The organism is Streptomyces sp. NBC_00443 (assembly GCF_036014175.1).
Taxonomy (GTDB): Bacteria; Actinomycetota; Actinomycetes; order Streptomycetales; family Streptomycetaceae; genus Streptomyces.
Window position 1 is genome coordinate 4,822,454 of sequence record NZ_CP107917.1, and the last position, 12,376, is coordinate 4,834,829.

Annotated in this window: 12 protein-coding genes; 10 read left to right on the forward strand and 2 right to left on the reverse strand. The window is 69.4% G+C overall.

Annotated elements, in window-relative coordinates:
• Nucleotides 1-12 precede the first annotated feature (12 nt).
• From purS to purM, 9 genes are all read left to right on the forward strand, one after another.
• Nucleotides 13-276, forward strand: coding sequence for a phosphoribosylformylglycinamidine synthase subunit PurS (gene purS, locus OHO27_RS21850; RefSeq protein ID WP_015659417.1), 264 nt, complete (start codon nucleotides 13-15; stop codon nucleotides 274-276).
• Nucleotides 273-953 (forward strand): phosphoribosylformylglycinamidine synthase subunit PurQ, encoded by a 681-nt coding sequence (gene purQ / locus OHO27_RS21855; protein WP_328426453.1) that lies wholly within the window; start codon nucleotides 273-275, stop codon nucleotides 951-953. Before purS ends, purQ begins: the two co-directional genes overlap by 4 nt.
• Complete coding sequence (gene purL, locus OHO27_RS21860; RefSeq protein ID WP_328426455.1) at nucleotides 950-3,208, forward strand: phosphoribosylformylglycinamidine synthase subunit PurL; 2,259 nt, start codon at nucleotides 950-952, stop codon at nucleotides 3,206-3,208. The genes purQ and purL overlap by 4 nt, the downstream gene beginning before the upstream one ends.
• 123 nt (nucleotides 3,209-3,331) lie before the next feature.
• Nucleotides 3,332-3,832 (forward strand): ArsR/SmtB family transcription factor, encoded by a 501-nt coding sequence (locus tag OHO27_RS21865; protein WP_328426457.1) that lies wholly within the window; start codon nucleotides 3,332-3,334, stop codon nucleotides 3,830-3,832.
• A gap of 60 nt (nucleotides 3,833-3,892) precedes the next feature.
• The gene (locus OHO27_RS21870) at nucleotides 3,893-4,735 is read left to right on the forward strand and encodes a M23 family metallopeptidase (RefSeq protein ID WP_328426459.1); all 843 of its coding nucleotides are present in this window, start codon (nucleotides 3,893-3,895) and stop codon (nucleotides 4,733-4,735) included.
• 5 nt (nucleotides 4,736-4,740) lie between these two features.
• Nucleotides 4,741-5,538 (forward strand): sterol carrier family protein, encoded by a 798-nt coding sequence (locus OHO27_RS21875; RefSeq protein WP_328426461.1) that lies wholly within the window; start codon nucleotides 4,741-4,743, stop codon nucleotides 5,536-5,538.
• 64 nt (nucleotides 5,539-5,602) lie between these two features.
• Nucleotides 5,603-6,397, forward strand: coding sequence for an META domain-containing protein (locus tag OHO27_RS21880; protein WP_328426463.1), 795 nt, complete (start codon nucleotides 5,603-5,605; stop codon nucleotides 6,395-6,397).
• Nucleotides 6,398-6,458: 61 nt separating this feature from the next.
• Nucleotides 6,459-7,988: an amidophosphoribosyltransferase gene (gene purF / locus OHO27_RS21885; protein ID WP_328426465.1), complete on the forward strand. Its 1,530-nt coding sequence runs from the start codon at nucleotides 6,459-6,461 to the stop codon at nucleotides 7,986-7,988.
• 62 nt (nucleotides 7,989-8,050) lie between these two features.
• Complete coding sequence (gene purM / locus OHO27_RS21890) at nucleotides 8,051-9,133, forward strand: phosphoribosylformylglycinamidine cyclo-ligase (protein ID WP_328426467.1); 1,083 nt, start codon at nucleotides 8,051-8,053, stop codon at nucleotides 9,131-9,133.
• A 72-nt stretch (nucleotides 9,134-9,205) separates the two neighbouring features.
• On the opposite strand, the gene OHO27_RS21895 is transcribed toward purM, so the two are convergent.
• Both OHO27_RS21895 and OHO27_RS21900 read right to left on the reverse strand, forming a co-directional pair.
• Nucleotides 9,206-9,463 (reverse strand): DUF3073 domain-containing protein, encoded by a 258-nt coding sequence (locus tag OHO27_RS21895; RefSeq protein WP_030049714.1) that lies wholly within the window; start codon nucleotides 9,461-9,463, stop codon nucleotides 9,206-9,208.
• A 318-nt stretch (nucleotides 9,464-9,781) separates the two neighbouring features.
• Nucleotides 9,782-10,870: a Leu/Phe/Val dehydrogenase gene (locus tag OHO27_RS21900; RefSeq protein ID WP_328426473.1), complete on the reverse strand. Its 1,089-nt coding sequence runs from the start codon at nucleotides 10,868-10,870 to the stop codon at nucleotides 9,782-9,784.
• Between the two features lie 224 nt (nucleotides 10,871-11,094).
• On the opposite strand from OHO27_RS21900, the gene OHO27_RS21905 reads away from it, so the two are divergent.
• Complete coding sequence (locus tag OHO27_RS21905; protein ID WP_328426476.1) at nucleotides 11,095-11,937, forward strand: hypothetical protein; 843 nt, start codon at nucleotides 11,095-11,097, stop codon at nucleotides 11,935-11,937.
• Nucleotides 11,938-12,376: the final 439 nt, after the last annotated feature.

The following is a 12,376-nucleotide window of genomic DNA, read 5'->3' on the forward strand; positions in this document are numbered from 1 at the left end:
CCGGGAGTGCCAGTGGCACGCGTCGTAGTCGACGTCATGCTCAAGCCGGAGATCCTCGACCCCCAGGGCCAGGCGGTGCAGCGCGCACTGCCGCGGCTGGGATTCGAAGGCATCTCGGACGTACGTCAGGGAAAGCGATTCGAACTGGAAGTTGACGGGCCGGTCGACGAGGCCGCGCTCGCGCGCATCCACGATCTTGCGGAATCCTTCCTCGCCAACACCGTGATCGAGGACTTCACCGTCAAGGTGGAGGAAGTCGCGGAGGCAGCGAAGTGACCGCTCGTATTGGCGTCGTCACTTTCCCGGGGAGTCTCGATGACCGGGACACCCAGCGCGCGATCCGCCTCGCGGGCGCAGAACCGGTCGCCCTCTGGCACAAGGACAAGGACCTCAAGCAGGTCGACGCCGTGGTGCTGCCCGGCGGTTTCTCCTACGGCGACTATCTGCGCGCCGGAGCCATCTCCCGGTTCTCGCCGGTGATGGAGACCGTCATCGAGCAGGCGAAGACCGGATTGCCGGTCCTCGGTATCTGCAACGGCTTCCAGGTCCTCACCGAGGCGCACCTGCTCCCCGGTGGGATGCTCGGCAACGACCATCTGCACTTCATCTGCCGCGACCAGAAGCTGCGGGTGGATAACGCGGAAACCGCCTGGACCAGTGATTACGAGAGCGGGCAGGAGATCCACATCCCGCTCAAGAACATGGACGGCCGGTACGTCGCCGACCAGTACACGCTGGACAAGCTGGAGGCCGAGGGCCGCGTCGCGTTCCGGTATGTCGACTTCAACCCGAACGGCTCGCTCAACGACATCGCCGGCATCACCAACGAGGCCGGCAACGTCGTAGGCCTCATGCCGCACCCGGAGCACGCCGTCGAGCCCCTGATCGGGTCGGGCCGCACCGACGGTCTCCCCTTCTTCACCTCGATCCTCAAGAAGCTGGTCAACGCATGAGCCGGACGCCTCTGGACACGGTCGAGCACGCGGCCGCGACCCCCGACGTCGAGCTGCCCTGGGCCGAACTCGGCCTGAAGAAGGACGAGTACGAGAGGGTCGTGGAGATCCTCGGCCGTCGGCCCACCGGTGCCGAGCTCGCCATGTACTCGGTCATGTGGTCCGAGCACTGCTCGTACAAGTCCTCCAAGGTCCACCTCCGCCAGTTCGGCGAGAAGGCCCCCGAGTCCGACGCGATGCTCGTCGGCATCGGCGAGAACGCCGGTGTGGTGGACGTCGGCCAGGGTTACGCCGTGACCTTCAAGGTGGAGTCGCACAACCACCCGTCGTACGTCGAGCCCTACCAGGGCGCCGCGACCGGTGTCGGCGGCATCGTCCGCGACATCATCGCGATGGGCGCGCGCCCGGTGGCGGTCGTCGACCCGCTGCGCTTCGGTGCCGCCGATCACCCCGACACCAAGCGGGTGCTCCCGGGTGTCGTCGCCGGCATCGGCGGCTACGGCAACTGCCTGGGCCTGCCCAACATCGGCGGCGAGGTCGTCTTCGACTCCTGCTACCAGGGCAACCCGCTGGTCAACGCCGGTGCCATCGGTGTGATGCGGCACGAGGACATCCACCTCGCGAAGGCGTCCGGCGCGGGCAACAAGGTCATCCTGTACGGGGCTCGTACGGGCGGCGACGGCATCGGCGGCGCGTCGATCCTCGCGTCCGAGACCTTCGACGACGCGAAGCCCTCGAAGCGTCCCGCCGTCCAGGTCGGCGACCCCTTCCAGGAGAAGCTCCTCATCGAGTGCACCCTGGAGGCCTTCGCCGAGAAGCTGGTCGTCGGTATCCAGGACCTCGGCGCGGCCGGTCTGTCCTGCGCCACCTCCGAGCTCGCCTCCAACGGCTCCGGCGGCATGCTCGTGACCCTGGACGACGTACCCCTGCGTGACTCCACGCTCTCGCCCGAGGAAATCCTCATGAGCGAGTCGCAGGAACGCATGTGCGCGGTCGTCGAGCCGGAGAAGGTCGACCGGTTCCTGGAGATCTGCGAGAAGTGGGACGTCATCGCCACCGTCATCGGTGAGGTGACCGACGGCGACCGCCTGGAGATCTACTGGCACGGCGGCAAGATCGTCGATGTCGACCCGCGCACCGTGGCGCACGAGGGCCCGGTCTACGAGCGCCCGTACGCCCGCCCGTCCTGGCAGGACCAGCTGCAGGCCGACGACGCGAACAAGCTGCCCAGGCCCACGACTTCGGCCGAGCTGAAGGACCAGGTCATCAAGCTGGTCGGCTCCCCGAACCAGGCCTCCAAGAAGTGGATCACCTCGCAGTACGACCACTTCGTGCAGGGCAACACCGTCCTCGCCCAGCCCGAGGACTCCGGCATGATCCGCATCGACGAGGAGACCGGCCTCGGCGTCGCCATCGCCACGGACGGCAACGGCCGGTACGCGAAGCTGGACCCGTACCACGGCGCCCAGCTGGCGCTGGCGGAGGCGTACCGCAACGTCGCCACGACCGGCGCCAAGCCGCTCGCGGTCTCCGACTGCCTGAACTTCGGCTCGCCCGAGGACCCGGCGGTGATGTGGCAGTTCGCGGAGGCCGTGCGCGGACTGGCCGACGCCTGCCAGCAGTTGGGCACCCCGGTGACCGGCGGCAACGTCTCGCTCTACAACCAGACCGGCGAGGTGGCCATCCACCCCACGCCGGTCGTGGCGGTCCTCGGCGTGATCGACGATGTCGCGCGCCGCACGCCGGTGGCCTTCCAGGAGGACGGGCAGCTGCTCTACCTCCTCGGCGACACCCGCGAGGAGTTCGGCGGTTCGGCCTGGTCGCAGGTTGTGCACGACCACCTCGGTGGTCTGCCGCCCCAGGTAGACCTGGAGCGCGAGCGGCTGCTCGCCGAGATCCTGATCTCCGCCTCCCGCGACGGCATGATCGACTCCGCCCACGACCTGTCCGACGGCGGTCTGATCCAGGCGGTCGTGGAGTCGGCGCTGCTCGGCGGCAAGGGTGCGCGTCTGGTCGTACCGGACGGGCTCGACGCCTTCACCTTCCTCTTCTCCGAGTCGGCGGGGCGCGCGGTCGTCGCCGTGCCGCGCTCCGAGGAGCTCCGTTTCAACGACATGTGCGGTGCCCGGGGCCTGCCGGTCACCCGCGTCGGTGTCGTCGACGGCGACTCGGTGGAGTTGCAGGGCGAGTTCGCGCTCTCCCTGGAGGAGCTGCGCGAGACGCACGAGGCGACGATTCCGGCGCTGCTGAAGTAAACGAGGGGCCCTACGGCTCCGAAGCCCCCGCCCGGTCACCGGGCGGGGGCTTCGTCGTACCGCCTCCCGGGCACGCGCATCCCGAGGCTTGCACGTAATTACGTACTTCCGTAATATCGAAGCGTGGAACTCGAACAACGCGTCGCCGACATCGAGCGACGGCTGGCGGCGCTGGAGAGCGCGCAGCAGACCGCCCCCCGCCTCGGCGAGGGCGACTTCTGGGCGCTGCAGGGATTCAAGGATCAGCTGGCCGAGCTGGGCGCGGCCGACGGCGGAGTGCTGTTCACCGGTGCGGTACGGCTGCCGACCGGGGAGCAGTACGAGTGGCAGCACGGCGCGCTGACCGAGGGACTGCTGGACGCCGAGTGGACCGAGGCCGCCGAGTCCTTCGCGGCCCTCGGCCACCCGGTCCGGCTCCGGCTGCTCCGCGAGGTCGTCGCCGGCCGCCGCACCGCGGCCGAACTGGCCGAGCTGGACGAGGTCGGCACGACCGGCCAGATCTACCACCACCTGCGCCAGCTCACCGGCGCGGGCTGGCTGCACACGACCGGCCGGGGCCGGTACGAGGTGCCACCGGGACGGGTCGTACCGCTGCTCGTGGCGCTGTCGGCAGCCCGTCCGTAACGAGGACCGAAGCACGGACCCAACAGGGCCCGCAGCAAGGACCGACCCAGAGGGGGAACGATGTCCGCACGCAAGCTCGCCATGGTGGCCTTCCGCGGCCTCCAGCTGGCCTTCATCGGCCTGGTGATCGCCCATATCTGCTTCGGCTGGGGCTACCCGGTCTGGTGGGACTTCCTGCCGCTGGTCCTGGCGTACGTCCTCGTCACCGTCGCCAACCGCTGGGGCGGCGCCCCGGACAGCTCGCGCCGGGCGCCGGAACCGGTCGAGGTCGCCCCGCCGGTCACCGGCCGCTGGTCCGCGCTGAACAGCCCGGCCGACCGCACCCCGAGCCATGGCGTCCACGCCCACGGGCAGACGTACGCCATCGACATCCTCGCCGAGCCGGAACCCGGTGCCCGCCCCGGCTTTCACTGGCTGTGGCCGATCGCCCGGCGCCCCCAGGACTTCCCGGCCTTCGAGGCACCGATCCTCGCGGTCGCCGACGCCACGGTCGTGCGGGCCGTCGACGGGCAGCGCGATCACCTGAGCCGCAACTCGCTCGCGGGACTGCTGTACCTGATGCTGATCGAGGGCTCGGTGCGCGAGATGGCGGGCCTTCGCCGCATCCTCGGCAACCACCTGATCCTGGACCTCGGCAACGGCACCTACGCGGCCTACGCGGCCTACGCGCACCTGCGGCGCGGCTCGCTCACCGTTCGGGAGGGCGACCGGGTGCACGCCGGGCAGGTCATCGCCCGCTGCGGAAACTCGGGCAACTCCTCAGAGCCGCACCTGCACTTCCAGCTGATGGACGGCCCGGACCCGGACGCGGCCCGTGGTGTCCCCTTCACCTGGCACGGAGTCGGGGTCCCCCGCAACGGGGAAACCTTCGAGGTGCCCTCCACCGCCGCCGCTCTAGGCTGACCCCCATGCCCCCGGCCAAGAAGCGTGCCCGCACCTACGACCCCGCCAGGATCCGCACCGCGGTCCTCACCCAGTTCGGGCACGTACGGCAGGCGGTCCGCACCCTCACCGACGAGCAGCTCGCGCTCCCCACCCGGCTGCCGGGCTGGACCGTGCGGGACCTCGCCGCGCACGTGGCCATGGCCGTGGGGAGCGTCAGCCGCAACCTCGACCGCGACGAGCCGGCCAAGGCCGAACTGACCCTCCTGGACTGGCCCTTCGCCACGGCCGCCCGCGCCGGGGACATCGCCGACCGCACCCAGGACCTCGCCGCCGCCAACCCTGACCTCGACGCGCTCTACGCCCGTACCGAGGAACACCTCACACGGAACCTGGCGGAGGCACCCGGCGAACGTCTGCTCGCCGCGCTCACCGGCACCATGACCCTCGCCGACTACCTGGTCACCCGAACCGTCGAACTGATCGTCCACACCGACGACCTGAACGCCGCCCTCCCCGGCCTCGACATCCCCCACGACCGCCAGGCCCTGGCCGCCTGCACCCGCCTCCTCGCCGACGCGCTCGCCGCGAAGGCGCCCGGCGGTTCGACCGAGGTGCGGATTCCGCCGTACGCCGTCGTGCAGTGCGTCGAGGGGCCGAGGCATACCCGGGGCACCCCGCCGAACGTCGTCGAGGCCGATCCGCTGACCTGGATCCGGCTGGCGACCGGGCGGGTGGCGTGGCAGGACGCCGTGGCAGCGGCCAAGGTGAGCGCGAGCGGGGAGCGCGCTGACCTGGGCGGGCTGCTTCCGCTCCTGGGGTGATACGCGTACGGGTGACGAAGGGGACCGGGCGGAACCGGTCTCGCGTCCCTCCCGTCCCACCGGCATGAACACACTCGGCACACTCGGTAAGGACAAGAAGCGACTGGCCGCCGTTGCCGCGCTGACCCTCGTCCCGCTCGCCGTGGCATGCGGCAGCGAGGACGCGGGCAGCGACACGGTCGGCTCGGGGGCGTCGGCCTCCGTCACCGGCGCGCACTGGGCCGTCGACGAGGTCACCGTCGACGGAAAGAAGAGCGCCGCCCCGTCCAACGCCTATGTGCGAATCGCCGACGGCGGCGAGGTCAAGGGCAACCTGGGCTGCAACGGCTTCGGCGCCGAAGCCGCCTTCACCGACAGCAAGGTCACCTTCGACAAGATGGAGGCGACCGAGATGGCCTGCGAAGGCGTCCCCCCGAACTTCGAGGTGAGCCTCGCCCGCACCCTCTCGGACGGCAACCTCACCGCCGAGGTCGACGGCGACAAGCTCACCCTCACCACGGCGGACGGTGACCGCGTCGCCCTCACCAAGGAGAAGGCGGCCCCGCTGCAGGGCACGAAGTGGGCCATCAGCAGCCCCGACACCGACGGCAAGGCCCACCTCACGTTCGACGAGAAGACCGGCCTGGTCAACGGCAGCCTCGGCTGCAACAAGGTGAGGGCCGAGGCCACGGTCCGCGACGGCAGTATCACGCTCGGCACGGCGTCCACCACGCGAATGATGTGCGACACCTCACTCATGAATACGGAGAAGACCCTCCTGGGCCTCTTCGACGGCACGGTGAAGTACCGAGTGGATCACCGCACCCTCGTGCTGACCAGCGAAAACGGCGAGCGCGTAAACGCGTCCGCCGCTGAGTGATCCTTTACTGGCGCGTATCCCCAATTCGGACCAGTGGTCGATCTCGCCTACACTCGGAGTCGTGCCACGTGGTGACGGTCGACTCAATCACGATCTGCTTCCCGGCGAGAAAGGCCCCCAGGACGCTTGTGGCGTCTTCGGTGTCTGGGCTCCGGGTGAAGAGGTCGCAAAGCTCACGTACTTCGGGCTCTACGCCCTCCAGCATCGGGGCCAGGAATCCGCGGGAATCGCGGTCAGTAACGGCTCCCAGATCCTCGTCTTCAAGGACATGGGCCTGGTCTCCCAGGTCTTCGACGAGACCTCTCTCGGATCGCTCCAGGGTCACATCGCAGTGGGCCACGCCCGCTACTCGACCACCGGTGCCTCCGTCTGGGAGAACGCCCAGCCGACGTTCCGCGCCACCGCGCACGGTTCCATCGCGCTCGGCCACAACGGCAACCTGGTCAACACGGCGCAGCTCGCCGAGATGGTCGCCGACCTGCCCAAGCAGGAGGGTGGCCGCACCCCGCGCGTCGCGGCCACCAACGACACCGACCTGCTCACCGCGCTGCTCGCGGCCCAGGTCGACGAGGACGGCAAGCCGCTGACCATCGAGGAGGCCGCCCACACGGTCCTTCCGCAGGTCAAGGGCGCCTTCAGCCTCGTCTTCATGGACGAGAACACCCTGTACGCGGCTCGCGACCCGCAGGGCATCCGCCCGCTGGTCCTCGGCCGCCTGGAGCGCGGCTGGGTCGTCGCCTCCGAGTCCGCCGCCCTCGACATCTGCGGCGCCAGCTACGTCCGTGAGGTCGAGCCGGGCGAGTTCATCGCCATCGACGAGAACGGCCTGCGCACCTCGCGATTCGCGGAAGCAAAGCCCAAGGGCTGTGTCTTCGAGTACGTGTACCTGGCCCGCCCGGACACCGACATCGCCGGCCGGAACGTGTACCTCTCCCGTGTGGAGATGGGCCGCAAGCTCGCGAAGGAAGCCCCGGTCGACGCCGACCTGGTCATAGCGACCCCGGAATCCGGCACCCCGGCCGCCATCGGCTACGCGGAGGCGAGCGGCATCCCGTTCGGTGCGGGTCTCGTGAAGAACGCGTACGTCGGACGTACGTTCATCCAGCCCTCGCAGACCATCCGCCAGCTCGGCATCCGTCTGAAGCTGAACCCGCTGAAGGAAGTCATCAAGGGCAAGCGCCTGGTGGTCGTCGACGACTCCATCGTGCGCGGCAACACCCAGCGGGCCCTGGTCCGCATGCTCCGCGAGGCGGGAGCGGCCGAGGTCCACATCCGGATCTCCTCTCCCCCCGTGAAGTGGCCCTGCTTCTTCGGCATCGACTTCGCCACCCGCGCCGAGCTCATCGCCAACGGCATGACGATCGACGAGATCGGCACCTCGCTCGGCGCCGACTCCCTCTCGTACATCTCCATCGACGGCATGATCGAGGCGACCACCATCGCCAAGCCGAACCTCTGCCGCGCCTGCTTCGACGGCGAGTACCCGATGGAGCTCCCGGACCCCGAGCTGCTCGGCAAGCAGCTGCTGGAGACGGAGCTGGCCGCCGGCCCGGCCGCCACGGCCGCCGCCGACGCGATCCGCCGCCCGTAGACGGCCCGTGCTGTGCCTTTTCAATAAACGCCTGCCGTACGACACGAAGGTTCTCTACTGCCATGTCTGAGACAACTGGTGCCAGCTACGCAGCGGCGTCCTACAAAACAGCAGGTGTCGACATCGAAGCGGGCGACCGCGCGGTCGAGCTGATGAAGGAGTGGGTGAAGAAGACCCAGCGCCCCGAGGTCCTCGGCGGCCTCGGCGGTTTCGCCGGCCTCTTCGACGCCTCCGCCCTCAAGCGCTACGAGCGCCCGCTGCTGGCCTCCGCCACCGACGGTGTCGGCACGAAGGTCGACATCGCCCGCCAGATGGGCGTCTACGACACGATCGGCCACGACCTGGTCGCGATGGTCATGGACGACATCGTGGTGTGCGGCGCCGAGCCGCTGTTCATGACCGACTACATCTGCGTCGGCAAGGTCCACCCCGAGCGGGTCGCCGCCATCGTCAAGGGCATCGCCGAGGGCTGTGTGCTCGCCGGCTGCGCCCTGGTCGGCGGCGAGACGGCCGAGCACCCGGGTCTGCTGGGCGAGAACGACTTCGACGTGGCCGGCGCCGGTACGGGCGTCGTGGAGGCCGACCGGCTGCTGGGCGCGGATCGCATCCGTACGGGTGACGCGGTGATCGCCATGGCGGCATCCGGCCTTCACTCGAACGGGTACTCGCTGGTCCGGCACGTCCTGCTGAACCAGGGCGGCCTCGCCCTGGACGCGCAGATCGACGAACTCGGCCGCACCCTCGGCGAGGAGCTGCTGGAGCCCACGAAGATCTACTCGTTGGACTGCCTGGCCCTCACCCGCACCACGGACGTGCACGCGTACAGCCACATCACCGGCGGCGGCCTCGCGGCCAACCTGGCCCGCGTGATCCCGGACAGCCTGCACGCGATCGTCGACCGCTCCACCTGGACCCCGGCCCCGATCTTCGACCTCGTCGGCAAGACCGGCTCTGTCGAGCGCCTGGAGCTGGAGAAGACGCTGAACATGGGCGTCGGCATGATCGCGATCGTGCCGGAGGAGTCCACGGACGCGGCGCTCGCCACGCTCGCCGACCGCGGGGTCGACGCGTGGGTCGCCGGTGAGATCACGGACCGGGGCGACCACGAGACGGGCGCCGCCCTTGTGGGTGACTACACCGGCTGACGCTTGCGAAGGCAGCGCAAAACCCGGTCCGGCGGGTAACCGCTCAGGACCGGGTCAGGCACTGCGGGATAGTCAAGCGCCGCGGCGTTGTTGCGACGTGGGACCGGACTCGTCGTCCTCGTCGTCCTCATCGTCGTTGTAATAGTCCGCGTACTGGGCGTACGGGTCGTCTTCTTCGTCGTCGTCCTCGAACGGCTCGCCGTTCGGCGGCTGGCTCGAAGTCGAAGCGCCCAGCTCGTTGGCCAGACGCGACAGGTCAGTCCCGCCGCTGTTGTACTTCAGCTGGCGGGCGACCTTCGTCTGCTTGGCCTTGGCCCGGCCGCGCCCCATGGCTCGACCCCCTCGGTGACGGGGCTCGACGGCCCCAGAGTCTTGACACGCGTTCATGATCTGGAACGGGCTCTCCTCGGAGAGACCGGTCCGTAGGGCTTCCACGGTACCTGAGCCCGCGCCTATACGGTACGTCGCCCGCACCACGTGCCCGGTCCCACAACCCTCGGGGTGCCCCGTCCCCGCTGGTCAACCGCGATTTTAACCACTTATTGGCGGTCGACCCGCCGGTAGAAGTGAGAGTTCTCTCCAACTGCCCACCGGCGGGTACCGCTCAAACCCTTGTCAGGGCTTCCGGATGATCAACTGCACCCCGGATCAGAGCGCCCTGCGTGCCTCCGCCATCCGCTGCTCGGCGATCCGGTCGGCCGCGGCGGCCGGAGGAATCCCGTCCGTCTTCGCACGTGCGAATATGGCCAGCGTGGTGTCGTAGATCTTCGAGGCCTTCGCCTTGCACCGCTCGAAGTCGAAGCCGTGCAGTTCGTCGGCGACCTGGATGACACCGCCGGCGTTCACCACGTAGTCGGGCGCGTAGAGGATCCCGCGGTCGGCGAGGTCCTTCTCGACGCCCGGGTGGGCGAGCTGGTTGTTGGCCGCGCCGCACACCACCGTGGCGGTCAGCGCCGGCACGGTGTCGTCGTTCAGGGCCCCGCCGAGCGCGCAGGGGGCGTAGATGTCGAGGCCCTCGGCCCGGATGAGGGTCGCGGTGTCCGCGACGGCCGTCACACCGTCCGGGTGCGCCGCGAGGATCCGGCCGACGGCCTCCTCGCGGACGTCCGTGATGACGACCTCGGCGCCCTCCGCCCGCAGGTGCTCCACCAGGTGGTGGCCGACCTTGCCGACGCCCGCGATGCCGACCTTGCGGCCGCGCAGCGACGGGTCGCCCCACTGGTGCTGGGCCGAGGCGCGCATGCCCTGGTAGACGCCGAAGGCGGTGAGCACTGAGGAGTCGCCCGCGCCGCCGTTCTCCGGGGAGCGTCCGGTCGTCCAGCGGCACTCGCGGGCCACGACGTCCATGTCGGCGACGTACGTACCGACGTCGCACGCCGTGACGTAGCGGCCGCCCAAGGAGGCCACGAACCGGCCGTACGCCAGCAGCAGCTCCTCGGACTTGATCTTCTCCGGGTCGCCGATGATCACGGCCTTGCCGCCGCCGTGGTCGAGACCGGCCATGGCGTTCTTGTACGACATCCCGCGCGCGAGGTTCAGCGCGTCGGCGACGGCCTCTTCCTCGGTCGCGTACGGGTAGAAGCGCGTACCGCCGAGGGCGGGGCCCAGAGCGGTGGAGTGGATGGCGATGACGGCCTTGAGGCCGCTGGCGCGGTCCTGGCAGAGCACGACTTGCTCATGACCCCCCTGGTCCGAGTGGAACAGGGTGTGCAGGACGCCGTGTGTTACGTCGGTCACTGTGGTGACTCCTGAGTACGGTGCGGCGATTGGAGCTGGCTCCCGTACGGGTGGCGGGAGAGCTGTTGGGCATGAGATTAAACCCGTCGGCGCCCGTCCAACCCGCAGTGCTCAGGATCACCTACCACCGGAGTGCACCCGTGCGACGATTTGCATAGTTTTCCCGCCCGTTTGTGAGCGGGTTTCGCAGGTTTCCCTGGCAGACGGCGGGGGAGAGAGCAGGCGTGCCCAAGGTGTCCTCGGTGATCGTCCCGTACGCGACCTATCTGCGGGTGTACGAGCCACTGGCCGCCTTCCCGGAACCGGAGCGCGACCACTGGGCCCGCTACGCCCGCCGCGCCGACCGCCCCTCGTACCAGGACGAACTGCGCCGCTCCCTGGCCGACTTGCTGCCCACGCCGCCCATCCCCGTGCCGGTGCACGAGAGCGGCGACGCCTTCGTGCTCGAGGTCGAGGGCGTGCTGTGCGTGTGCCCGTGGCGTACCCGGCTGCGTGGCTGGCAGGCCCTCGAAGAGCTCGGCGACGAGCTGCCGGGGCCCGTCCTGGACGCGGTGCTGCCGGAGGTCGTACGGCGCCAGGCGGCACAGGACTACGAGCGCTGGCTGGCCCGCAACCCGGACGCCCGGCCGTGGATCCGCACCTCGACCTGGCAGGTGCCGCTGCACTGGTTCGTGCTGGTGTCGGACGGGGAGCGGCGCTTCGAGAAGGGCTCGGGCGAGATTCCCCCGATGCTGCGCTACCGGACGCCGATGGTGCAGGCGCGGCGGCGGGTGGCGCGGGCCCTGCGGACCCTGAAGGACGCCATCGACGAAGGGCCGCTCATCGACGGCCTGGTGGACGTCGGCCGCTGGCTGGAGGAGTTCCATCCGCGCTCACTCGTCGAGCTGGACTACGGCGGCCTGGTGCACACCCTGCCGGCCGGCGAGCTGGAGGACGACCACTCGGCGGCGGATGTGGCCGAGGGCATCGACGCGCTGCGGCGCGGCGACGGGGCGGCCGCGGGGACGGCCTATGGGCGGCTCGTGGAGCGCTGGCGGTCGGTACGGGACCGGCGTTCCGCCAACTGAGCGGTCCGGGTGAGACGTCCTGTCTGGTGTGACGTAATGAACTGTGTGATGTAACGAACTGGCGTTTGACGAAACGCCCGTTTTGGGGTTTCGTGCTCGCTCTGGGGTTCCTGATGTCTCGTCAACATGGGACGTAGGCCCTGATCCGGGCGTACTGCGCGAAGGATGCGTCAATGCGCGTAAGCGTGACGGACCGCACTTACGCGGCTCTTGCGCCCCTAACCCCTCCTCGTGCCAAAATAGGACAAGGAGTCCGGGGAGGACTCTCGCTCGACATTGCACACTTTGGGGGGTCTTGAGACTCCTGCACGCCACTGTGACTGATCGTCACAGTGGCGTGACTGTCCGCTATGGCATGGTCCATCGGCATCCGTCGCTGATGAACACCTGGGAGGGCAATTCCATCGGTTTGGCCGACGCGGCTGGACAGATGGTGTAG

Excerpts from the sequence above, each read along its gene's own strand:
- purL (WP_328426455.1), top strand. The coding sequence starts at position 950 with ATGAGCCGGACGCCTCTGGACACGGTCGAGCACGCGGCCGCGACCCCC.
- OHO27_RS21870 (WP_328426459.1), top strand. The coding sequence starts at position 3,893 with ATGTCCGCACGCAAGCTCGCCATGGTGGCCTTCCGCGGCCTCCAGCTG.
- OHO27_RS21875 (WP_328426461.1), top strand. The coding sequence starts at position 4,741 with ATGCCCCCGGCCAAGAAGCGTGCCCGCACCTACGACCCCGCCAGGATC.
- OHO27_RS21880 (WP_328426463.1), top strand. The coding sequence starts at position 5,603 with ATGAACACACTCGGCACACTCGGTAAGGACAAGAAGCGACTGGCCGCC.
- purM (WP_328426467.1), top strand. The coding sequence starts at position 8,051 with ATGTCTGAGACAACTGGTGCCAGCTACGCAGCGGCGTCCTACAAAACA.
- OHO27_RS21895 (WP_030049714.1), bottom strand. The coding sequence starts at position 9,463 with ATGGGGCGCGGCCGGGCCAAGGCCAAGCAGACGAAGGTCGCCCGCCAG.